The sequence below is a fragment of the Herbaspirillum lusitanum genome, assembly GCF_026127345.1.
Classification (GTDB): Bacteria; Pseudomonadota; Gammaproteobacteria; order Burkholderiales; family Burkholderiaceae_D; genus Herbaspirillum; species Herbaspirillum lusitanum.
Genome location: NZ_QXFG01000008.1, coordinates 250185 through 272093 on the forward strand (window position 1 = coordinate 250185; position 21909 = coordinate 272093).

Sequence of the window (21909 nt, forward strand, 5' to 3'; positions counted from 1 at the left end):
TTTGGCGACAACAAAGTAGGAAAACAGGACGATTTTCAATCGCAAGAAATATTAATAAAAATTTAATTTTCATTGTGATTTCCTTGCGGAAATTTTTTAAAAATGAAAATTCTATCGTCTTCCAAACCCAATGTGGGTGCGGGCTTTAGAAAAACATCTTGATTTTTTAGAAAACTTTGCAATGTTTTTGTAAGACAAAATCCTATGTATGTCTTGGGTCGGAACCGACGAAAAATACCGACATCCACTAATTTCCTGCCTTTCAACACCCCCTCAGAATCAGCCTCACCGGTAAGAAAAAGTAACCGGGTGTAAATTGATTTTGAGGTGGGGGTTAAATGAATACCAATGACATGATGGCTGAAATTCGTGATGCAAATCTTAGTTATTTGATGTTGGCTCAGCAAATGATCCGATCCGACAAGGCAACCGCCATATTCCGTCTTGGTATCAGCGACGAGATAGCAGACATGATTCAAGGTCTGAGCAACGCACAAATTCTGAAACTTGCCGGCACCAACATGATGTTGACGCGATTCCGCTTCGACGACGGTGCAATCCTCGGCATGCTGACCAATTACAACAAAGACAAGGGCCTGGCCCAATCCCATGCAGCGATTTTGATGGCCTGTCAGCCGGTCGAACAAATTTCCTGACACTGCACTCATCCTCCGTGGTATGTTTGGGTTGACTCGGTCAACCCGGGAGAATGATTCGACGTTAAGCGTCAATCAGGTTGGCAAAGAAGTTTAGTTGTAATTAAAAAATATCGGGGGTGTGTTCATGGCTAAGAAAAGCGTGATTACTGAATCACAAGAGATTCAATTGGCCATAGAGTTGATTAATCTGGGGGCGCGTCTTCAATTGCTGGAGTCTGAAACTTCCCTGTCGCGTGAGCGCCTGCTCAAGCTCTACAAGGAGTTGAAAGGTGTTTCGCCGCCGAAGGGCATGCTGCCATTCTCCACAGACTGGTTCATCACCTGGCAGCCGAATATCCATTCATCTTTGTTCATCAATATCCATAAATACCTGGTTGAGTACGCCAAGATCTCCGGCATTGAAGCCGTGATGAAAGCCTACAAGCTGTATCTTGAGCAGGCCGGTCAGATCGCCGACGGCGACGAGTCCGTGTTGTCGCTGACACGTGCCTGGACGCTGGTGCGCTTCTTCGAAAGCAAGATGCTGACGACCACCCCGTGCAGCAAATGCCGCGGTCATTTTGTCGTACATCGCCTGGATCTGCATCAGGATTACCTGTGCGGCCTATGCCATATGCCATCTCGCGCCGGCAAAACCAAGAAGGCCAAGGACGCGATTGCCGCGCCTGCCATCGCTGCTGCAGCCGCAGCTGCGCTTGAAGCGCAACTGGTCGCCGCTATTGCCTGACACGGATCATTCTGAATACTGTCGCGTTACAATAATCGGCTTTTGATGCAGGCTTGGAGGCCGAGATGACGTTGGGACAGCGCAGACCCGTTCTGCAGGCACCTGCAGTTCAAGCGTTGTTCATTCTTTGTGCAGCACTGGTCCTCGCTTTACTGGCCGCACAGACCGTCGAACTGCTGTTCGGCGTCGCTATTTCTCCCATTCCTTTCGCTTTCCTGCATGGCGCTTTGGCCGCCGGCATCGCTTATCTGCGCCGCATGGCTTCATGGTGGGGGCCGATCCTGTTTTTCTTTCCGCCGGCCGCCGTGCTGGTGAATTCCCTTCATTTGCCGCCGGTGCTGTTCCTCGCGGTTTTCCTCTTTTTGCTGCTGTTGTTCTGGTCGACGTTCCGCAGCCAGGTGCCGTTCTATCCGTCCGGGCAGTCGACTTGGGATGCGGTGGCTGCTTTGTTGCCGGCTGACCAGCCCCTGCGCGTGATCGATATCGGCAGCGGGTTGGGCGGTGCCGTTCTTTATCTGTCCAGATTGCGCACCGATAGTCGTTTCACCGGCATCGAGCTGGCGCCGTTGCCTTGGCTGGTAAGCCAGGTACGCGCCTTGCTTACTCGCAGTCGCGGCGCTTTTGTACGCGGCGACTATACGCGCCTGGATTTTCGCGACTACGATGCGATCTTCGCTTATCTGTCGCCTGCGGCGATGACGGCATTATGGCAAAAGGCGCGAGCGGAAATGCGTCCGGGGACGCTGTTGCTGAGCTATGAATTCGTCATCGAAGGTGTGCAACCGGATGTCGTCGTGCATCCGAAAGAAAATGGGCCGGCTTTGTATGGTTGGCGTATGTGAAACAAAAAAGAGCTGTGTTACATTCTCCGCACGTTATCAAGTTTTTATCTTTGGTGTCGTAATTGAAAATGAAAGCCCGCTTTCGGTCATGTATTCCATCATTTGGTTGATGGGATTGCATGTAACCTGATAGCAGGTAAAAACACTGAACGCCACTGGGACGGGAGTAGGCACTTGTTAGTCATAATTGGATATGTAATCGTCATGTTGTCCGTCTTCGGCGGATTTGCAATGGCAGGGGGGCATCTCGGGGCGTTATTTCAGCCGATTGAGTTGCTGATGATCGGCGGAGCAGCGGGGGGCGCTTTCCTTGTCGGTAATAACACCAAGGCCATCAAGGCTACGCTGAAGGCGCTGCCGACTGTTTTCAAAGGCTCGACCTATACCAAGGCTCTGTACATGGAGCTGATGTCGTTGTTGTTTGAAATCCTGACCAAATCTCGCAAAGAAGGTTTGATGTCGATCGAAGGCGACATCGAGGAACCTGAGTCGAGCCCGATTTTCAGCAAATATCCCGGCGTTCTCGCTGACCATCACCTGATCGAATTCATGACCGATTACCTGCGCCTCATGGTGTCGGGGAACATGGATGCGTTCCAGATCGAAAATCTGATGGACAACGAAATCGAAACTCATCATCACGAAGGCGAAATCCCGGTGCATTGCATCGCCAAGCTTGGCGACGGCATGCCGGCGTTCGGTATCGTGGCGGCGGTGATGGGGGTGGTGCATACGATGGAGTCGGTGGGTATCCCGCCGTCCGAACTGGGTATGCTGATTGCGCATGCGTTGGTAGGTACCTTCCTCGGTATTCTGCTGGCGTACGGTTTCGTAGGCCCGTTGTCGAGCTTGCTGGAGCAAAAGCTGCATGAGTCGACCAAGATTTATCAATGCGTCAAAGTCACTTTGCTCGCCAGTCTGAATGGTTACGCACCTGCTTTGTCGATCGAATTCGGTCGCAAGGTCCTGTTCTCGACGGAGCGTCCGTCCTTCCTGGAACTGGAAGAACACGTCAAACAGGCAAAAAGCAAGTAACCCGATATGACCAGTCATCAGCAGGAGTAAGGCATGGCCGACGAAGGGCTACGTCCCATTATTGTAAAACGCATCAAGAAGGGCGGCGGCGGTCATCACGGCGGCGCCTGGAAGATCGCCTATGCCGACTTCGTGACGGCGATGATGGCGTTCTTCCTGTTGATGTGGCTGTTGGGATCGACCGCGAAGGGCGATCTGAACGGTATTGCGGAATATTTCAAAACCCCCCTCAAAGTCGCGATGGCCGGCGGTTCCGGCAGCGGTGACGCGAATACCGTGTTGCCCGGCGGGGGCAAGGATCTGACGCGCCAGGAAGGGCAGTTGCGCAAGGGCGAGAACGATATTACCAGCAAGCGCAGCGTGCGGGCTGCCCAGGCCGAACTGGAAAAGGCCGAACGCGCTCGTCTGGATGAGTTGAAAAAGCGCATCGAGACCGCCATCGACAGCAGCCCGACCTTAAAGCAATTCAAGAATCAGCTGCTGATCGATATTACATCTGAAGGTTTGCGCATCCAGATCGTGGACGAAAAGAACCGTCCGATGTTCGCACTGGCCAGCGCTCAGCTGCAGCCCTATACGCGTGAAATCCTGCGCGAGATCGGCAAAACGCTCAATGATGTGCCGAACAAGATCAGCCTGTCCGGTCACACTGACGCGACACCGTATTCGAGCGGTGAAAAGGGCTACAGCAATTGGGAGTTGTCCGCCGATCGCGCCAATGCGTCGCGTCGTGAGTTGATTTCCGGCGGCATGGATGAATCGAAGGTATTGCGCGTGGTGGGCCTGTCGTCCGCCGTGCTGCTGGACAAGGAGGATCCCTTCAACCCGATCAATCGCCGCATCAGCATCATCGTGATGAACAAGAAGGCGGAAGAGTTGGTGCAGAATGGTGGATCGTCTTCACTCGATGTGTCGTCGGAAGCTGAAGTAAAAGATGGTTTGAGCGAACCGGCCAAGAATTAAAACGGATTTTAAACACCCGGCCCAATTGAGAAGGAGGGCTCTGAATGTCGACACCCAAAATGCTGCAAGAGCTCAAGCGCTTGCTGCTCGATACGGCAAGCGGTGGAAGCAGGCAACTGACTGAAGTCGAGACGGATCTGGTCCAGACCAATATCCTGCTCGGCGAAGCGATCGAGAAGCTAGGGTCAAGTTTCATGGAGTTGCACACCGCTGTCCTCGCGCAGCAAAAGGAACTTGAAGTGGTCATGGCCGGCAACGGTACTTTGTCCGCTGAGGACATCGCTCGCCTCAAGGTCATGCAGGATGACATTACGGTGCACGTCAACGCTGCAGTGACAGGCTTGCAATTCCAGGACATGACCAGCCAGTTGCTGGAGCGTATTGTGCGTCGTGTGATTGGCTTGCGCGATGCGCTGGGTGTGCTCAGTGCGAACAGCTTTGAGATTATGCCCGATTCCACGCAATCGGCTGAGATGCTCGAGAGTCTGCTCAAGAACACGGTCGAGTCGATGGAAGAACGCCTGACCGCGCTTGAAAATGGCCTGTGGAAAACAGTACGGCAAACGCGCATGGAAAGCGGCGACATCGAATTGTTCTAAGCAAAGTCGCCTCGATATGCAGATTCGGCGAGGCTCTTAGGTGATTTGAAGATGGATTGAATCAATCGCACAATAGTAATTTTTTGATAATGGATGCGGCATAATGAGTTCGAACAACTCATGGCCGTAAATGAAGAACAGGGAGTAATGATGTCTAAAACAATTCTTGCGGTAGACGACTCGGGGTCATTGCGCCAGATGGTGGTGTTCAGCCTGAAAGCAGCCGGCTATCAAGTCACCGAAGCGGTGGACGGGCAAGAGGCGCTGGACAAGGCGAAGTTGCAGACTTTCGACTTGGTGCTGACCGATCAGAACATGCCGCGCATGGATGGCCTGACGCTGATCCGTTCCCTGCGTGCGCTTACGAGCTATCAACGCGTGCCTATTCTGATGCTGACCACTGAGTTCAGCGATGAGATGAAGGCCAAAGGCAAGGCTGCCGGCGCCAACGGCTGGCTGGTCAAACCGTTCGATCCGCAGCGTTTGACCGAAGTGGTTAAAAAAGTCATCGGCTAGTGTCGAAAATCAACGATAAAAGACAGACCTACAGCATCCATGACGGAGCCCAATCATGACCATTGATATGAGCCAGTTTTTCCAGGTGTTTTTCGACGAGGCGGAGGAAGGCCTCGCGGAAATGGAAAAGCTCCTGCTGGCCGTTAATGTGTCGGATCCCGACGACGAAGATCTGAACGCGATCTTCCGCGCCGCGCATTCCATCAAAGGCGGTTCGGCCACATTCGGCCTGAACGACATTACCGAAGTGACCCACGTGCTGGAGTCGCTGCTTGACCGCATCCGCCAACATGAAATGGCGCTGACAAGTCAGCACGTCGACGCTTTCCTGGCCGCCAAAGACGTTATCAAATCCATGCTGGACGGTCATCGCCATGGCGCGACCGTCGATCTGAATGCGGCAGCCGACGTACGCAAGCTGTTGCAGTCGCTGTCCGAAGGCGCCGGCAAAAAAGCCAAGGGCGCGCAGCCGCTGGTCGGCCCGGGCGGCGTCAGCCGGTATCGTATTGAATTGCCGAAGTTGGCCGAGCGCGACATCGAGGCCTTGCAGCAAGAACTCGGTTTGCTCGGAAAAATTGAAAAAGCCGACGCTGAAGGCGATCACTGCGTGTTCATCCTGGACACCGCCAAGGCCGCCGACAGCATCGTCGAAATCTGTTCCTTCCTGGTGAACACGGATGACCTGAAGATTTCACAAGCAGTCGCCGGACGTTCCAAAGAAGAAGAGCAGGGCTACGGTTTCTTCGCACCGTTCGTGCCGCAAGATGCAACCGACGAAGAGCGCGGCTATGGTTTCTTCGCGCCGTTTGTGCCGGTGAATGCAACGGATAAAGAACGCGGCTATGGTTTCTTCGAGCCGTTTGTTCCGCAAGGCGAGACCGATAAGGCCAACCAGGCGGCAGAAGCTGCCGTACACACTGACGACGATCCTCCGGCCCTGGCCGTGACGGAAGGCGGCGAAAAGAAAGCCAAGGGCGAGAAGCCGGCAGCCGTGCATGAATCGCAGTCGATTCGCGTCGGCATCGAAAAAGTCGATCAATTGATCAACCTGGTGGGTGAGTTGGTGATCACGCAGGCCATGATTGAGCAGCGTACCGGCTCACTGGATCCGATGCTGTATGAGCATCTGCTCAACAGTGTCAGCCAGCTGACTCGCAATACGCGCGACTTGCAGGAATCCGTAATGTCGATCCGCATGATGCCGATGGATTACGTGTTCTCGCGCTTCCCGCGCATGGTGCGCGATCTGGCCGCCAAACTCGGCAAGCGTGTCGAATTCGTCACCCATGGTGCCGCCACGGAACTGGATAAGGGCCTGATCGAACGCATCGTCGATCCGCTTACCCATCTGGTGCGCAACAGTGTCGATCACGGCATCGAAATTCCAGAAACGCGCCTGGCAGCAGGCAAGACCGATTACGGCACGCTGTCGCTGTCGGCCGAACACCAAGGCGGCAACATCATCATTGAAGTCACCGACGACGGCGGCGGTCTCAACCGTGACAAGATTCTGGCCAAGGCCAAGCAGCAAGGCATGGCGGTGTCCGATAACCTCAGTGACGGCGACGTCTGGCAATTGATTTTCGAGCCGGGCTTTTCGACTGCGGAGCAGGTCACCGATGTGTCCGGCCGTGGTGTCGGCATGGATGTCGTCAAGCGCAACATCCTGGCGATGGGCGGCGCTGTCGATATTCGCTCCAGCAAGGGTTTCGGCACCACGATTTCGATCTCGCTGCCGCTGACGCTGGCGATCCTGGACGGCATGTCGATCCGGATCGGTCACGAGATTTATATCCTGCCGCTCGGCTATGTGGTCGAGTCGCTGCAACCGGCGACGCAGGACGTCAAGGAAATCAGCGGTCAGGGCAAGGTCATCAAAGTCCGTGGCGAATATCTGCCGCTGATTCCGCTGTATCAAATTTTCAATATCGAGCCGACATTCACCGATCCGTCGCAGGGGCTGGTGGTAATCCTGGAATCGGATGGCAAGAAAGCTGCATTGTTCGTCGATGACCTGATCGGCCAGCAGCAAATTGTTGTCAAGAACCTGGAATCCAATTATCGTAAGGTTGCAGGGATTTCTGGTGCTACTATTCTGGGTGACGGAGGCGTAGCCTTGATTATCGACGTTGCCGCATTGTTACGATCAAGCCGGCAATTGAACGACGAATCTGTATTTTCCTGATTTTTTATAAGGGCCATTATCATGTCTGACACCATTTCGAAAAATATTTCCGGCTTCGGCGAGAAGTCCGACAGCGCCGGGAATGAGTTCCTGGCCTTCACGCTCGGCAAGGAAGAATACGGCATCGACATCCTGAAAGTTCAGGAAATCCGCGGCTACGAAGCCGTGACCCGTATCGCCAATTCGCCGGAATTCATCAAGGGCGTCGTCAATCTGCGCGGCATCATTGTCCCTATCGTCGACATGCGCATCAAGTTCCAGCTCGGCGAACCGACCTACGATCAATTCACCGTTGTCATCATCCTGAACATTTCCGGCCGTGTGGTCGGCATGGTGGTGGACAGCGTGTCCGACGTGATCACCTTATCGCCTGAGCAAATCAAGCCGGCGCCGGAAATGGGCACAACTTTCGACTCCGACTACCTGATCGGTCTGGGCACACTGGATGAGCGCATGCTGATTCTGGTCGACATCGACAAGCTGATGTCCAGCGCCGACATGGGCCTGATCGAGAAGCTGGCAGCTTAAGCCGCTTCAAGCATCAAGTCCGGAAACGGGCTCCTGCCGCATGGCTCTGCGGCAGGAGCCCGTTTTCTTTTGGATCGCGAAATGGTGTGTGGCAGGCCGTGCCGACAAGCGCCTCGGACGCTCATCGGCAGGCGGGGAAAGAGAGCTTAGTGGAAGTGTTCGGTCGATGCCGGTGCATCTTCCGGCATTTCGGCATGCACCAGATCGCCATCGGGCGCCGGGAATAGCGGTGTGCCGCAATCGTCGCAGAACTCCATCGTATAGCGCTCCTCGTGCAGTTTGATTTGCACGATCCCGCAGTCGCGCAATACTCCCAGGATTTCTTCCATCGGCGTCTGCGCACTGTCCGGCGCGGACAGATCGCGCACTTCATCGCCATCTTCCTGCTCATACAGCGGCCATACGATGCCGTACACGATACCGTCGTCGTTGCCGAGGCTGAAGCCGATGCGGTACTCGTCGATCTGGCCGTTGATGTTCTCGCAAAAACTGCCGATGTTGGCGTGCAGTTCCGACGAGGCTACGCCCAGCGTCTGGGTCAGGTAGTGATCGGCCGCACGAATGGCGGCAGGGCGGATACGTTTGTCCGCTTCGCGGCAAGCGAAATAATACGGTTGCGGCAGCAGCAACTCGACATTGCAGCCGGGCAGGAAGCGGGTCAACAGCGGCGTGGCCTGGGTAGTCCATGCTTTGAGTGCCGTCTCCCGTTCGTGCACAACCGAGCCATGTTCATCCATTTGCCAGCGAAATATCGGCGCGCCGGTCGGCACGGCGACTGCGGCGATCAGGTAACGCGTATCGGCCAGGAAGGGCGCGGTCGGCGTTTGCTCCAGCGACAGCTGCGGCATGCTTTGCTTGAGCGCGGCCTGGCCCATGCGCTGCGTCATCGCGAAGACGTCGGCATGATGGCGCGGCAGCTGTTCGATCGCATACAAGGCCGGCGCCAATGCCAGATGGACGTTGTCGGCCAGCACGTGCGCATGCAGATGGGCGAACAAGCCGTCGCGCACTTCGCTCGGCAAGTTGCCGGAAGCGATGCTGAAACGCGTCCAGGCCAGCACCGGCAATGCCAGCAATTGCACGCTGTAGACCTTGCCGTCGTAATCGAGAGCGCAGGCTTCGCTGTTTGCTTCGACCGCTTCCACCAGGACGTCGTAACCGTCCAGATCGGATTTGAAAAGGTGGTCGAGGGCGACGTCGATCATGCCCTGATGATTGCTTTTCAGCTGCTTGTGTAGTTGCAGATCAAGGGTGCGTTCCCAGGCTCTTTCTTCGAGACGACTGGTAGAACCGGCAACCGCTTGTGATGAATTGACCAGGCGCTGGCTTTCAGCGGATAACCTGGAGGAAGAGCGTTTGGCGGGGCGGCGCATGATGAAATATTGACAATCAAATGATGAGAATGTCTATTGTAGTTGATTCGACATCGGGCCGGGTATTGCTGACGGGCATGCCGGTTCGCCAATACCGTTCATGGTGTGCTTTACAGCGTGCCCTGCAGCGCGCGCAAAAAAAACGCCGGTCGAAACCGGCGTTTTTTATTTGCTGCGTGCCCGCAACGCGGGACGTCTTTGCAGGGAGCCGATCAAGCCGCCAGCAGTTGACGCAGAACGAACGGCAGGATACCGCCGTGCTTGTAGTAGTCCACTTCGATCGGCGTATCGATGCGCAGCAGCAGTTTGACTTCCTTGGTTTCACCGTTCTTGCGATGGATCACCAGAGTTGCTTCCTGTTGCGGCTTGATCTCGCCTTCCAGGCCCTTCAGGTCGAAAGTTTCTTCGCCTGTGATGCCCAGAGTCTGGACGCTGTCGTTGCCGATGAATTGCAGCGGCAACACGCCCATGCCGACCAGGTTCGAGCGGTGGATACGTTCGAAGGAGCGGGTGATCACAGCCTTCACGCCCAGCAGTTGAGTGCCCTTGGCAGCCCAGTCGCGCGAGGAGCCCGTACCGTACTCTTCGCCGCCGAATACCATGGTTGGGACGCCGTCGTTGACATACTTCATGGCTGCATCATAGATCGCCATCTGTTCACCGCTTGGCTGGTGAACCGTCACGCCGCCTTCAACGCCCGGCACCATCAGATTCTTGATGCGCACGTTGGCGAATGTGCCGCGCATCATGATTTCATGGTTGCCGCGGCGCGAGCCGTAGGAGTTGAAGTCCGCCTTCAGCACGCCGTTGGCTTGCAGCCACTTGCCTGCTGGGCTCGAATCCTTGATCGAACCGGCCGGGGAGATATGGTCGGTGGTGATCGAGTCGCCGAACACGCCCAGAGCGCGCGCGCCGCTGATGCCGGTTGCTGCCGCTGTCGGCACTTCGGTGAAGTTTTCGAAGAACGGTGGTTCTGCGATGTAAGTCGAAGTCGGCCAGTTGTAGACCTGACCTGCAGCGACGCCCTTGATGGCTTCCCACAGCTTGCCTGGGGCGCCCTTGACGTCGGCGTAGTTCTCTTTGAACACTTTGGCGTTCATCGCGAACTTCAACAGTTTTTCGATTTCTTGCGAAGTCGGCCAGATGTCGCCCAGGAAAATTTCCTTGCCGCCCTTGCCCTTGCCGACCGGTTGCGTCATCAGGTCGACGTTCATGTTGCCGGCGATGGCGTAAGCTACGACCAGCGGAGGCGATGCCAGGAAGTTCGAGCGGATGTTCGCATGGATACGCGCTTCGAAGTTACGGTTGCCGGACAGCACCGCGGAAGCCACGATGTCGTTCTTGACGATCGCTTCGTTCATTGCTGGTGTCAGGTCGCCGGCGTTGCCGATGCAAGTGGTGCAACCGTAAGCGGTCACGCCAAAGCCCAGTTTTTCCAGATAGCCCAACAGGCCGGCTGCTTCCAGGTACTTGGTCACGACGCGCGATCCAGGCGCCAGCGAAGTCTTGATGTGCGGAGCAACCTTCAGGCCGGCTTCAACAGCCTTCTTGGCCAGCAGGCCGGCTGCCAGCAGCACGCTTGGGTTCGATGTGTTGGTGCAGGATGTGATCGCTGCGATCAGCACGTCGCCGTTCTTGACATCGACGCCGTCGGCGTTGGTGTATGTCTTTGTCAGATCTTCGACCTTCTTGTTGAAGCCATTTTCGGCGACAGGCTTGGCGAACAGATCGGCGAAAGTCGACTTGACGTTGCCGATTTCGATACGATCCTGCGGACGCTTCGGACCCGCCAGCGACGGTGCAACGGTGCCCAGATCCAGCGACACTTCGTTGGTGTAGTCGATGTCGCCGGCCTTTGGAATACCGAACAGGTTCTGTGCCTTGAAGTAGGATTCAAACGCGTCGATTTCCGCCTTGGTGCGGCCGGTGCCCTTGAAGTAGTCGATGGTTGCTTCGTCGACCGGGAAGAAGCCCATGGTGGCGCCGTATTCAGGCGCCATGTTGGCGATCGTGGCGCGGTCGGTCAGCGAAAGCGACTTGGTGCCTTCGCCGAAGAACTCGACGAACTTGCCCACGACCTTGGTCTTGCGCAGCAGTTCGGTGATGGTCAGCACCAGATCGGTTGCGGTGCAGCCTTCGCGCAGCGCGCCGGTCAGGTTCACGCCGACCACGTCAGGTGTCAGGAAGTAAACCGGTTGGCCTAGCATGCCGGCTTCCGCCTCGATGCCGCCCACGCCCCAGCCGACCACGCCGATACCGTTGATCATGGTGGTGTGCGAGTCAGTACCGACCAGTGTGTCGGGATAGTAGACGCCGGTCTTGTTGTGCACGCCGCGCGCCAGGTATTCCAGGTTCACCTGGTGGACGATGCCGAAGCCCGGAGGCACGACGCCGAAGGTGTCGAATGCTTGCATGCCCCATTTCATGAACTGGTAGCGCTCGTTGTTGCGCTCGAATTCCAGCTTCATGTTCAGGTCGAGCGCTTTCTTTTCGCGATAATGGTCGATCTGCACCGAGTGATCGACAACCAGATCCACCGGCACCAGCGGCTCGATGTTCTTTGGATTCTTGCCCAGCTTCTTGGCGACGTTGCGCATCGCGGCCAGGTCGGCCAGCAGAGGAACGCCGGTAAAGTCCTGCAGCACGACGCGGGCAACTACGAACGGAATTTCATCGACACGAGCGCCCTTGGCGCTCCAGCTTGCCAATTGCTTGACGTGCTCTTCAGTGACTTTCTGACCGTCGCAGTTGCGCAGGACGGATTCCAGCACGATACGGATCGACACTGGCAGACGGGAGATGTTGATCCCGAGTTTCTTTTCCAGGGCGGGCAGTGAGTAGAACTTGCCTTTCTTGGAACCGGAAATGCTGAATTCCTTTAGGGTGTTCAATGTGTTGCGGGACATGGCCTCTTCTCCTTAGATTACGGATGGTGTAAATACTTTGTTAGCGCTACGAAGCTTGGTTTCGTTGCAAATACGGGACTGCATTACTTCTCGATTCGTGCTGAATTCGTTCTGAATTTGCGCTGAATCTTGTTACCTGTTTGCTGCTTAGCTTTTCGGGGCTGCCGGCGCTTCTGCAGTCGCCGATTCTGCGTTCTTGCATTCGTTCGCCAGTTGCTGACCCTTCTTGGAATCCAGCAGAATGCCCTTGGCCGGGATGCCGATCCAGACCAGGCCGACCTTGCGGTTTTCGAAACGGTTGGCGCCGGTGGTGGTGGTCACGCGGGTCAGGCGATTGATACGTTTGTTCCAGCGGATGGCGATGTGCTTGTCATCGTCGTCGTTCTTGTAAATGGTCAGCTTGTTGCCCATTTCGCAGTGGAAGTCGGCAGACTTGGTGCCGCCGATTTCCGGCTCGTTTTCGTCGTCGTCAGCGTCCGAAGAGAGTGCCATTTTTTCAGCGGGCTTGGCGGCCACGGCGGCAGCTTTGGGATGCGCTGCTTTTTTCTTGGCTGGTTGCTTCTTGGTGGCGGTTGCCGCAGGCGCACCGGTCTCGGCGAATGCAGATGGCATGCCGATGGCGCAGAGGGCGCTTGCGAGAGTCAGGGCGGTCAGGTATTTTTTCATCGTGCGTCAGTTAATGTTCAATGTTGCAGGGTGGTTGAAATCGGTGCAGCGGTCGTGCCGGTTTCTGCAAACCAGGCTGCGACTTCCGCAGGCAGGGCAGCGCCGCCGGCATGGGCGCGCTGCAAAATACTCCAGTAATAACGGTAGCTGGCACGGTCATGCAATGTACCGCCATGCTGTATCGGGCCCCACTGCACGTCCCTGGCGCTAAGCAGGATTTGTGCCGCTGCATCGATTTCATCATTGGCGGGGGACAGGGTTTGCACGATTGCTTTGATCTGGTTTGGATGGATGCTCCACATCCGGGTATAGCCGAACTCCTGCGCCGCGCGGCCGGCGTCGCCGGTGACCACCGCAGCATCCTGGATCTCGGTGGTGACGTTATGCGACGGCACTTTGCCGTGCGCATGGCAGGCGGCGGAAATTTCCAGTTTGGCGCGCGTCACCAGCGGGTGCGTGAACTGGCCGGGCGAGCGCATCGCCGCACCCGGAATGGCGCCATAGTGCGCCGACACGAAGTCCATCACGCCGAAGGACAGCGATTCGACCTGCGGCAGCGCCGCGATCAAGCGGACGTCTTCCAGCGCGCCGTGGGTTTCGATCAGTACGTGCAGCGGCGGCATGCGGCGACCGGCGGCACTGGTGTGGCGAGCGATGGCGGCGAGGGCTTGTTGCACATCGGCCAGGCCGTCCGCCTTGGGCAGCATCAGGTAAGCCAGCCGCAGGGCGGCACTAGCGCAGATCGTCGCGACGTCTTGTTCAAAAAAGGGGCTGGTCACGTCATGCACGCGGGCGCCGATGCGGCCGAAGCGATTGTCGTCGCCGGCGATCAAGGAGCCAACCAGTTGCGCGTGTTCGGCTTCGTTGCCGGCGCTGGCGCCGTCTTCGCAGTCGAGGGTGATATCAAAAACCGGGCCGAGCTCTTGCTGCAGGGCGATCGACTTGCGCATCAGCTTTTCAGAGCCGGCGTAATGGTCGCAGACCGGTAGTAAGACCGGTTGTCGGGTGCCTGGGAACAAGACCTGGGTGGGATGCATTGCTGCTGAATTCCGAATGTATGCAAAATGACGCGGCGGCTGTGAAAGCCCGCCGCGCGCTGGTCAATTAGCCGACCAGGTGTTTGACGCCTTCGCGCTCTTCCGACAATTCCTTGAGCGTGATGTTGATGCGCTCTTGGGAGAATTCGTCGATTTCGAGGCCTTGGACGATCTTGTATTCGCCGTTCTCGGTGGTGACCGGGAAGCCGAACATGGTGCCTTCAGGGATGCCGTAGGAGCCGTCCGATGGAACACCCATGGTGGTCCACTTGCCGTTGGTGCCGAGGATCCAGTCATGCACGTGATCGATCGCTGCGTTGGCTGCCGATGCTGCCGAGGACAGGCCGCGTGCTTCGATGATCGCTGCGCCGCGCTTGCCGACTGTCGGCAGGAAGGTGTCCTTGTTCCAGACCTGGTCGTTGATCAGGTCCTTGACGGCCTTGCCGTTGGCTGTCGCAAAACGGTAGTCGGCGTACATGGTCGGCGAGTGATTGCCCCAGACGCACAGCTTTTCGATCGCCGAAACCGGTTGGCCGATCTTGGCTGCAACCTGCGACAGCGCGCGGTTGTGGTCCAGGCGCAGCATGGCGGTGAAGTTCTTGGCCGGCAGATTCGGCGCCGACTTCATGGCGATGTAAGCATTGGTGTTGGCTGGATTGCCGACCACCAGAACCTTGACGTCGCGCGAAGCAACTGCGTCCAGCGCCTTGCCTTGCACGGTGAAAATTTGTGCGTTGGCTTCCAGCAGATCCTTGCGTTCCATGCCTGGGCCACGTGGGCGGGCGCCAACCAGCAGAGCGATGTCGGCATCCTTGAATGCTGTCAGCGGGTCGCTGTGCGCGGTCACGCCGGCCAGCAACGGGAATGCACAGTCATCGATTTCCATGATGACGCCCTTCAGGGCTTTTTGTGCTTTTTCGTCGGGGATTTCCAGCAACTGCAGGATCACTGGCTGGTCTTTGCCGAGCAGGTCGCCGTTAGCAATGCGGAAGAGGAGTGAGTAACCGATTTGACCGGCGGCGCCAGTAACGGCAACACGCTTGGGGGCTTTAGCCATGTGAATCTCCAAAGTGGTGATAGAAAGCGTTCAATACTGCCGGAATCGGGAGGCGCTCGCAAAACATGTTGCAAACGCGCTGAAACAAGTCCTGGAAGTGCTTCCCAACTCCTCGCCGGTCGCGGAAAGACGCCGGCAATTACTTCGTATTCTTTCAAGAGACTGTAATCATACCGTCGAAAGCGCAGTCAGTCAGTTGTTTTGCCGTCCCGACAATTCGACATTCGCGAACCGGTACGACGCACATCGCGCAGTCCTGATACATTGCGCTGCAAGCATGACCAAAAAACCTGCTCGTCTCTGAATATGCCCGCGAGTGTAGGCCTGCCTTTGTGGTCTGTCAATCGCTATCTTATGTCTTATATAAGACATCTTATTAAATACTTTTCACTGGACGCGAACAGGGTTTTTGTGGTCAAATTTGGGGTTATGAGCTCCAGCCTGCCCAATTCGAATAACAGCGACGCGCAAAGCGTGGGCACCAGTGTTGCCGGAGCAGCGCCTACCTTCAGCCCCCTCTATCAGCAAATCAAGGCCTTGATCACGCAGCGTCTGGAATCGGGCGAGTGGAAGCCGGGCGAACTGATCCCCAGCGAAGTCGAACTCGGCAACCGTTTCAAGGTGAGCCAGGGGACCGTGCGCAAGGCGATCGACGAGCTGGCTGCTGAAAATCTGGTGGTGCGGCGGCAAGGAAAGGGCACGTTTGTTGCCACACATCATGAAACCCATGCGCAATTTCGTTTCCTGCGGTTGACCGCGGATACGGACGTTCCGCAGCGCGCCGAAAACAAGATCATCGAAGTCAAGCGCGTGCGTGCGCCGGCCGAAGTGGCGCGTCAGCTCGACATAAAGTCGGGCGACTCCGTGATCTTCATCAAACGGGTAAAATCATTTAACGGCGTTCCGACCATACTTGAAGAAATCTGGTTGCCCGGTCTTATTTTCAAGGGGCTGACCGCGGAACGTCTGATGGAATATAAAGGGCCGTTGTACGGCCTCTTTGAAACCGAATTCGGGACACGCATGATTCGCGCTGAAGAGCAGATTCGTGCCGTGGGGGCGGATCCGGAGTCTGCGGAACTGCTGGGGGTTCCGCCCCAAACGCCTTTGTTGAGTGTGGACCGCGCTTCCTTCACCTATGGCGACAAGCCGGTAGAGATGCGACGCGGCTTGTATTTGACGTTGAATTATCACTACCAGAGCGAACTGAATTAAACCTGCAGGGGATGTCCTTTGCTCGCATCCGTTCGTCGACTTTGAAATACCTAATTTGCTGCGAAGCAGAATAAGTGTTGGTGAAGGTTCATGAAATCGGCGAAAATTGCGGGATTGTTTTAAATCTGAGGAGAACCTTGTTATGTCTGAAGCCGCTAAACCACCACGGCCACAATTTCGTAACATTAATATTACCCAAATTGCTGGTTACCGTATGCCACTGGCTGCGCTGGTGTCGATCATGCACCGTGTCAGTGGTCTGTTCCTGTTCCTGATGCTGCCGTTCATCCTGTATTTGCTGGATAACAGTCTGCTCTCCGAAGGCACCTTCGAGTACCTGAAGGGCTTTGCCTCCAACTGGTTCGTCAAGCTTGTCGTCCTCGCCCTGTCCTGGGCATACCTTCATCATTTCTGTGCCGGCATCCGCCACCTGGTCATGGACAACCACATCGGTCTGGACAAGGACAGCGCGCGCAAATCGTCGGCCGGCGTTCTGGTCGTCAGCATCGCACTGATGATCGTGGTGGCGTTGAAACTGTTCGGAGCATTCTAAAAATGGCAAACAATAATATCGGATCGAAGCGCCTCGTCGTGGGCGCTCATTACGGCATGCGCGACTGGCTGGCGCAACGCGCTACCGCCGTCGTCATGGCTTTGTACACCGTCGTTCTGCTGGTGTGCTTCCTGACTTCCAGTGGTTTTTCTTATGACGGCTGGGCGGCAATGTTCTCGCATCAGTGGTTCAAGATGGCGACGTTCGCAGCCTTCATGGCCTTGTTCTATCACGCCTGGATTGGCGTGCGTGATATCTGGATGGATTACGTCAAGCCGGTCGCCGTGCGCCTGGTCTTGCAAGTTGCCACGATCCTGTGGCTGGTTGTGTGCGCCGGATGGGCGGCACAGATTTTGTGGAGAGTGTAATCGTGGCAGCTATCAAATCCACAATTCCTACACGCCGCTTTGATGCGGTTATTGTCGGCGCCGGCGGATCCGGCATGCGCGCTTCGTTGCAACTGGCGGAAGCCGGTCTGAACGTCGCGGTTCTTTCCAAGGTTTTCCCGACCCGTTCGCACACGGTCGCTGCTCAAGGCGGCATCGGTGCGTCGCTGGGCAACATGTCGGAAGACAACTGGTACTGGCACATGTTCGACACCGTCAAGGGTTCGGACTACCTGGGTGACCAGGACGCCATCGAATTCATGTGCCGCGAAGCACCGAAGGCCGTCTACGAGCTGGAACACTTCGGCATGCCTTTCGACCGCAATGCCGACGGCACCATTTATCAGCGTCCGTTCGGCGGCCACTCCGCCAACTTCGGTGAAAAGCCGGTGGCGCGCGCCTGTGCTGCGGCTGACCGTACCGGTCATGCACTGCTGCATACGCTGTATCAGCGCAACGTCCGCGCCAAGACGCACTTCTTCGTTGAATGGATGGCGATTGATGTCATCCGCGACAACGAAGGCGATGTGATCGGCGTGGTTGCACTGGAAATGGAAACCGGCGAAATCATGATGTTGCACGCGAAGACCACGCTGTTTGCAACCGGCGGCGCAGGCCGTATCTGGGCCGCTTCGACCAATGCTTTCATCAATACCGGCGACGGCATGGGCATGGCGGCGCGTGCAGGCCTGCCGCTGCAGGATATGGAATTCTGGCAGTTCCACCCGACCGGCGTGGCCGGCGCGGGCGTGCTGATCACCGAAGGCGTGCGCGGCGAAGGCGGCATCCTGATCAACAGCAACGGCGAACGTTTCATGGAGCGCTATGCGCCGACGCTGAAGGATCTGGCGCCGCGCGACTTCGTGTCGCGCTCGATGGACCAGGAAATCAAGGAAGGCCGCGGCGTCGGTCAGCACAAGGATCACGTGCTGCTGGATCTGCGTCACATCGGCGCCGATACGATTCAAAAGCGCCTGCCGTCGATTCTGGAAATCGCGCACAAGTTTGCCAACGTTGATGCGACCAAGGAACCGATTCCTGTCGTGCCGACCATTCACTATCAGATGGGCGGTATCCCGACCAACGTATACGGTCAGGTCGTCGCACCGAAGAACGGTTCATACAAGGAAGTGGTGCAGGGCATGTACGCCATCGGCGAATGCGCCTGCGTATCGGTGCACGGCGCCAATCGTCTGGGCACCAACTCGCTGCTGGATCTGGTGGTGTTCGGTCGCGCAGCGGGTAATCACATCGTTGAAAGCCGTCTGCAGGATCGCAGCCACAAGCCAATTCCATCCGACGCAACCGATCGCGCCATGGAACGTGTCGCGCGTCTGGAAACCAGCACCGGTTCCGAGCGCGTGCAGGACGTCGCCAATGCAATCCGCGCCACGATGCAGCATTACTGCGGCGTGTTCCGCACCGATGAATTGCTGAACGAAGGCCGTGCCAAGATCATGGAACTGGACGAGCGTCGCAAGCACGTCTCGTTCAAGGACAAGTCCAAGGTCTTCAACACTGCACGCGTCGAAGCGCTTGAGCTGGACAATCTGATTGAAACAGCCAAGGCAACCATCACTTCCGCAGCAGCCCGCAAAGAATCGCGTGGCGCGCACGCACATCGCGACTACGAAAAGCGCGACGACGTCGAATGGCTGAAGCACACGCTGTGGTTTTCCGAGGGGAATCGTCTCGACTACAAGCCAGTCAACATGCAACCGTTGACAGTCGAAACATTTAAACCTAAAGCACGTACTTTCTAAAAGGTCAGAACATGACACGTACTCTGAAATTCAAGATCTACCGCTACGATCCGGACAAGGACGAAAAGCCGTACATGCAAGACCTGACCGTCGAGCTGAAGCCAACCGACAAGATGCTGCTGGACGCCCTGCAACGCATCAAGTCCGACGTCGACGATTCGCTGGCGCTGCGCCGTTCATGCCGTGAAGGCGTGTGCGGTTCGGACGCAATGAACATCAACGGCAAGAATGGCCTGGCCTGCACCACCAACCTGAACGAACTGAGCGAGCCCATCGTTCTGAAGCCGTTGCCAGGTTTGCCGGTGATCCGCGACCTGATCGTGGACATGACCAACTTCTTCAAGCAATACGATTCGATCAAGCCTTACCTGATCAACGACAGCATTCCTCCTGAAAAAGAGCGTCTGCAATCGCCTGAACAGCGTGAAGAACTTGACGGCGTGTATGAGTGCATCCTGTGCGCATGCTGCTCGACATCGTGCCCGTCGTTCTGGTGGAATCCGGACAAGTTCGTCGGTCCTGCCGGCCTGCTGCAGGCTTACCGTTTCATCGCGGACAGCCGCGACGAAGCGACCGGCCAGCGCCTGGACGATCTGGAAGATCCGTATCGCCTGTTCCGTTGCCGTTCCATCATGAACTGCGTCGATGTCTGCCCGAAGGGTCTGAACCCGAACGCAGCCATCGGCAAGATCAAGGAACTGATGGTTCGCCGCGCGGTATAAGCAGTTTGCAGCAAGCGGGCGGGAGGCGACTTCCGCCCGTGGTTTTATCCATGTTTCACCAGTGATTGCCTTCCGTGCCGGTCCGCCAGTATGGCCGGAAGAATGAAGTCAGCACCGATTAAGAAGTGATTTGAATCCATGTCCCAAAGCCATCAAGACGATCCCGCCAAACGTGCACGCCTGCGTTGGCGCGCCCGTCGCGGATTGCTGGAAAACGATCTCATCCTGACGCGTTACCTCGACGCCAATGAAGAGAGCATGACCGACGACGAAGTCGACGCGTTTTCCCGCCTGATGGATCTTGGCGACAACGACCTGATGGACTTGCTCCTTGTGCGCAAGGAGCCTGAAGCAGCGGTGGACTTGCCCCAGGTCCACGCCTTGCTCAAAAAATTGCGTAGCGCCTGAACGTTCCACGGAGTTCTGGCAAGATTGGTTCAAAAGCGGCCGGCGTTGTATTAGAGGCTGTTGCAAAGCGAAGTTGGCGACGTCGTGCATCGTGCATGCAGGTGGGCGAGGATGCGAAGTTCATTTTGCAACAGGCTCTAAAGCGGTTGATTTGCGATTTTTGATTAACGATTCATCATCACAGCTGAAGGAAGAATTATGCCCACCTCAGATATCAAAGCGACCCTGTCGTTCTCGGATGGCACGCCGTCCCTGGATTTCCCCGTCTACAAGGGCACCATCGGTCCGGATGTCATCGACATCCGCAAGCTGTACGGCGCCACCGGCAAATTCACTTATGACCCGGGCTTCATGTCGACAGCGGCATGTAATTCATCGATCACCTACATCGACGGCGACAAGGGCGAGCTGCTGTACCGCGGTTACCCGATCGAGCAACTGGCGGTCAACTGCGACTTCCTGGAAACCTGCTATCTGCTGCTGCACGGCGAACTGCCGACTGCAACGCAAAAGGAAGAATTCGTCGAAACAGTGACCCAGCACACCATGGTTCACGAGCAAATGAATTTCTTCTTCCGCGGTTTCCGTCGCGATGCTCACCCGATGGCAGTGCTGACCGGTTCGGTCGGCGCCTTGTCGGCGTTCTACCATGACTCGCTGGACATCAGCAATCCGGTGCATCGCGACGTTTCCGCGATCCGCATGATCGCCAAGCTGCCGACGCTGGTCGCCATGGCGTACAAGTACAACATCGGCCAACCGTTCGTGTACCCGCGCAACGACCTGTCGTACAGCGCCAACTTCATGCGCATGATGTTCGCGAACCCATGCGAAGAATACAAGGTCAACGAAGTGCTGGTGCGCGCGCTGGACCGCATCCTGATCCTGCACGCAGACCACGAGCAAAACGCCTCGACATCGACCGTCCGTCTGGCCGGTTCGTCGGGTGCGAATCCGTTCGCATGTATCGCCGCCGGCATCGCATGCCTGTGGGGTCCTGCTCACGGCGGCGCCAACGAAGCTGCATTGACCATGCTGGAAGGCATCGGCTCGGTCGACAACATCCCTGAGTTCATCAAGCAGGTGAAGGACAAGAACTCCGGCGTCAAGCTGATGGGCTTCGGTCACCGCGTCTACAAGAACTACGATCCACGCGCCAAGCTGATGCGTGAAACCTGCTACGAAGTGCTGAATGAACTGGGCCTGCACGACGATCCATTGTTCAAGCTGGCCATGGAGCTGGAAAAGATCGCGCTGGAAGACGACTACTTCGTGTCCCGCAAGCTGTATCCGAACGTCGACTTCTACTCGGGTATCGTTCAGCGCGCGCTGGGCATCCCGACATCGATGTTCACCTGCATCTTTGCAATGGCGCGTACCGTGGGCTGGATTGCTCAATGGAACGAAATGATCTCCGATCCGGAACAAAAAATCGGTCGTCCGCGCCAGTTGTTCGTCGGCTCCGCGAAACGCGACGTTTCGCCGATCGACAAGCGCGTCTGATAACGGCTTGATGGCCGTCCGGCAAGGTCGGTCATCAAGCTGTCATCATCTCGTTGCAGCTTGTTGTGTAGCGGTTCTGCAAAGGTCTCGGCCTTGCCTTCCGCCAGTGCAACAAATGGCACAAATAAAAAAGCGAATCTCAAGGATTCGCTTTTTTATTGGAAATAAGGATATATAATTCGGCCTATGCTGACTGGATAACTCAAAAAAGTTCAGGTAGACATGGTCCTTCCCCACAACTTGATGTGCAATCCGCTAACCGGTCA

The 21909-nt window shown here is 56.5% G+C and carries 21 protein-coding genes; 16 read left to right on the forward strand and 5 right to left on the reverse strand.

The window, feature by feature from the left end; genetic code table 11:
• The first annotated feature begins 338 nt into the window (after window positions 1–338).
• From flhD to DXT88_RS09680, 9 genes are all read left to right on the forward strand, one after another.
• Window positions 339–656, forward strand: a complete 318-nt coding sequence (flhD, locus tag DXT88_RS09640; protein ID WP_007876449.1) for a flagellar transcriptional regulator FlhD — start codon at window positions 339–341, stop codon at window positions 654–656.
• A 127-nt stretch (window positions 657–783) separates the two neighbouring features.
• On the forward strand, window positions 784–1386 hold the full coding sequence (gene flhC, locus DXT88_RS09645; protein ID WP_265213005.1) for a flagellar transcriptional regulator FlhC: 603 nt from the start codon (window positions 784–786) through the stop codon (window positions 1384–1386).
• A gap of 65 nt (window positions 1387–1451) precedes the next feature.
• The gene (locus tag DXT88_RS09650) at window positions 1452–2228 is read left to right on the forward strand and encodes a class I SAM-dependent methyltransferase (RefSeq protein WP_265213006.1); all 777 of its coding nucleotides are present in this window, start codon (window positions 1452–1454) and stop codon (window positions 2226–2228) included.
• 174 nt (window positions 2229–2402) lie between these two features.
• On the forward strand, window positions 2403–3263 hold the full coding sequence (motA, locus tag DXT88_RS09655) for a flagellar motor stator protein MotA (protein WP_265213007.1): 861 nt from the start codon (window positions 2403–2405) through the stop codon (window positions 3261–3263).
• Window positions 3264–3296: 33 nt separating this feature from the next.
• Entirely contained in the window at window positions 3297–4226 is a 930-nt protein-coding gene (gene motB / locus DXT88_RS09660) for a flagellar motor protein MotB (RefSeq protein ID WP_016832986.1), read from the forward strand.
• 44 nt (window positions 4227–4270) lie between these two features.
• The gene (locus tag DXT88_RS09665; protein ID WP_029363156.1) at window positions 4271–4825 is read left to right on the forward strand and encodes a hypothetical protein; all 555 of its coding nucleotides are present in this window, start codon (window positions 4271–4273) and stop codon (window positions 4823–4825) included.
• 150 nt (window positions 4826–4975) lie between these two features.
• A complete protein-coding gene (locus tag DXT88_RS09670) occupies window positions 4976–5341 on the forward strand; it encodes a response regulator (protein ID WP_029363157.1) in 366 nt (121 codons plus the stop codon).
• 55 nt (window positions 5342–5396) lie between these two features.
• Entirely contained in the window at window positions 5397–7526 is a 2130-nt protein-coding gene (gene cheA / locus DXT88_RS09675; protein WP_265213010.1) for a chemotaxis protein CheA, read from the forward strand.
• A 21-nt stretch (window positions 7527–7547) separates the two neighbouring features.
• The gene (locus tag DXT88_RS09680) at window positions 7548–8054 is read left to right on the forward strand and encodes a chemotaxis protein CheW (protein WP_016832990.1); all 507 of its coding nucleotides are present in this window, start codon (window positions 7548–7550) and stop codon (window positions 8052–8054) included.
• Between the two features lie 146 nt (window positions 8055–8200).
• On the opposite strand, the gene DXT88_RS09685 is transcribed toward DXT88_RS09680, so the two are convergent.
• The 5 genes from DXT88_RS09685 to DXT88_RS09705 all read right to left on the reverse strand — a co-directional run bounded on the left by DXT88_RS09685 (window position 8201) and on the right by DXT88_RS09705 (window position 15093).
• Window positions 8201–9427 carry a DUF2863 family protein gene (locus tag DXT88_RS09685; RefSeq protein WP_265213012.1) on the reverse strand — a complete coding sequence of 409 codons (1227 nt, stop codon included), beginning with the start codon at window positions 9425–9427 and terminating at the stop codon, window positions 8201–8203.
• Window positions 9428–9639: 212 nt separating this feature from the next.
• Window positions 9640–12333 carry an aconitate hydratase AcnA gene (gene acnA, locus DXT88_RS09690; protein WP_265213013.1) on the reverse strand — a complete coding sequence of 898 codons (2694 nt, stop codon included), beginning with the start codon at window positions 12331–12333 and terminating at the stop codon, window positions 9640–9642.
• Window positions 12334–12480: 147 nt separating this feature from the next.
• Window positions 12481–12999 carry a hypothetical protein gene (locus DXT88_RS09695; protein ID WP_265213015.1) on the reverse strand — a complete coding sequence of 173 codons (519 nt, stop codon included), beginning with the start codon at window positions 12997–12999 and terminating at the stop codon, window positions 12481–12483.
• 17 nt (window positions 13000–13016) lie between these two features.
• Window positions 13017–14036 carry an HpcH/HpaI aldolase/citrate lyase family protein gene (locus DXT88_RS09700; RefSeq protein WP_265213018.1) on the reverse strand — a complete coding sequence of 340 codons (1020 nt, stop codon included), beginning with the start codon at window positions 14034–14036 and terminating at the stop codon, window positions 13017–13019.
• Between the two features lie 67 nt (window positions 14037–14103).
• Window positions 14104–15093 (reverse strand): malate dehydrogenase, encoded by a 990-nt coding sequence (locus DXT88_RS09705; protein ID WP_016832996.1) that lies wholly within the window; start codon window positions 15091–15093, stop codon window positions 14104–14106.
• Between the two features lie 429 nt (window positions 15094–15522).
• Here DXT88_RS09705 and DXT88_RS09710 point away from each other — a divergent pair, with 429 nt between their 5' ends.
• The 7 genes from DXT88_RS09710 (at window position 15523) to gltA (ending at window position 21643) form a co-directional block, all read left to right on the forward strand.
• Window positions 15523–16308, forward strand: a complete 786-nt coding sequence (locus DXT88_RS09710; RefSeq protein ID WP_265213021.1) for a GntR family transcriptional regulator — start codon at window positions 15523–15525, stop codon at window positions 16306–16308.
• 142 nt (window positions 16309–16450) lie between these two features.
• Window positions 16451–16861: a succinate dehydrogenase, cytochrome b556 subunit gene (gene sdhC / locus DXT88_RS09715; protein ID WP_265213023.1), complete on the forward strand. Its 411-nt coding sequence runs from the start codon at window positions 16451–16453 to the stop codon at window positions 16859–16861.
• A gap of 2 nt (window positions 16862–16863) precedes the next feature.
• A complete protein-coding gene (sdhD, locus tag DXT88_RS09720) occupies window positions 16864–17229 on the forward strand; it encodes a succinate dehydrogenase, hydrophobic membrane anchor protein (RefSeq protein ID WP_029363159.1) in 366 nt (121 codons plus the stop codon).
• Window positions 17230–17231: 2 nt separating this feature from the next.
• Window positions 17232–19010: a succinate dehydrogenase flavoprotein subunit gene (sdhA, locus tag DXT88_RS09725; RefSeq protein ID WP_029363160.1), complete on the forward strand. Its 1779-nt coding sequence runs from the start codon at window positions 17232–17234 to the stop codon at window positions 19008–19010.
• Between the two features lie 11 nt (window positions 19011–19021).
• A complete protein-coding gene (locus tag DXT88_RS09730; RefSeq protein ID WP_016833000.1) occupies window positions 19022–19732 on the forward strand; it encodes a succinate dehydrogenase iron-sulfur subunit in 711 nt (236 codons plus the stop codon).
• Between the two features lie 138 nt (window positions 19733–19870).
• Window positions 19871–20140 (forward strand): FAD assembly factor SdhE, encoded by a 270-nt coding sequence (locus DXT88_RS09735; protein WP_016833001.1) that lies wholly within the window; start codon window positions 19871–19873, stop codon window positions 20138–20140.
• A 198-nt stretch (window positions 20141–20338) separates the two neighbouring features.
• Entirely contained in the window at window positions 20339–21643 is a 1305-nt protein-coding gene (gltA, locus tag DXT88_RS09740) for a citrate synthase (protein ID WP_016833002.1), read from the forward strand.
• The last annotated feature ends 266 nt before the right edge of the window (window positions 21644–21909 follow it).

Excerpts from the sequence above, each read along its gene's own strand:
- DXT88_RS09730 (WP_016833000.1), top strand. The coding sequence starts at position 19,022 with ATGACACGTACTCTGAAATTCAAGATCTACCGCTACGATCCGGACAAG.
- motB (WP_016832986.1), top strand. The coding sequence starts at position 3,297 with ATGGCCGACGAAGGGCTACGTCCCATTATTGTAAAACGCATCAAGAAG.
- gltA (WP_016833002.1), top strand. The coding sequence starts at position 20,339 with ATGCCCACCTCAGATATCAAAGCGACCCTGTCGTTCTCGGATGGCACG.
- cheA (WP_265213010.1), top strand. The coding sequence starts at position 5,397 with ATGACCATTGATATGAGCCAGTTTTTCCAGGTGTTTTTCGACGAGGCG.
- DXT88_RS09680 (WP_016832990.1), top strand. The coding sequence starts at position 7,548 with ATGTCTGACACCATTTCGAAAAATATTTCCGGCTTCGGCGAGAAGTCC.
- flhC (WP_265213005.1), top strand. The coding sequence starts at position 784 with ATGGCTAAGAAAAGCGTGATTACTGAATCACAAGAGATTCAATTGGCC.
- sdhD (WP_029363159.1), top strand. The coding sequence starts at position 16,864 with ATGGCAAACAATAATATCGGATCGAAGCGCCTCGTCGTGGGCGCTCAT.
- DXT88_RS09685 (WP_265213012.1), bottom strand. The coding sequence starts at position 9,427 with ATGCGCCGCCCCGCCAAACGCTCTTCCTCCAGGTTATCCGCTGAAAGC.
- DXT88_RS09665 (WP_029363156.1), top strand. The coding sequence starts at position 4,271 with ATGTCGACACCCAAAATGCTGCAAGAGCTCAAGCGCTTGCTGCTCGAT.
- DXT88_RS09700 (WP_265213018.1), bottom strand. The coding sequence starts at position 14,036 with ATGCATCCCACCCAGGTCTTGTTCCCAGGCACCCGACAACCGGTCTTA.
- DXT88_RS09670 (WP_029363157.1), top strand. The coding sequence starts at position 4,976 with ATGTCTAAAACAATTCTTGCGGTAGACGACTCGGGGTCATTGCGCCAG.
- flhD (WP_007876449.1), top strand. The coding sequence starts at position 339 with ATGAATACCAATGACATGATGGCTGAAATTCGTGATGCAAATCTTAGT.
- DXT88_RS09650 (WP_265213006.1), top strand. The coding sequence starts at position 1,452 with ATGACGTTGGGACAGCGCAGACCCGTTCTGCAGGCACCTGCAGTTCAA.
- sdhC (WP_265213023.1), top strand. The coding sequence starts at position 16,451 with ATGTCTGAAGCCGCTAAACCACCACGGCCACAATTTCGTAACATTAAT.
- DXT88_RS09705 (WP_016832996.1), bottom strand. The coding sequence starts at position 15,093 with ATGGCTAAAGCCCCCAAGCGTGTTGCCGTTACTGGCGCCGCCGGTCAA.
- DXT88_RS09710 (WP_265213021.1), top strand. The coding sequence starts at position 15,523 with ATGAGCTCCAGCCTGCCCAATTCGAATAACAGCGACGCGCAAAGCGTG.
- acnA (WP_265213013.1), bottom strand. The coding sequence starts at position 12,333 with ATGTCCCGCAACACATTGAACACCCTAAAGGAATTCAGCATTTCCGGT.
- DXT88_RS09695 (WP_265213015.1), bottom strand. The coding sequence starts at position 12,999 with ATGAAAAAATACCTGACCGCCCTGACTCTCGCAAGCGCCCTCTGCGCC.
- DXT88_RS09735 (WP_016833001.1), top strand. The coding sequence starts at position 19,871 with ATGTCCCAAAGCCATCAAGACGATCCCGCCAAACGTGCACGCCTGCGT.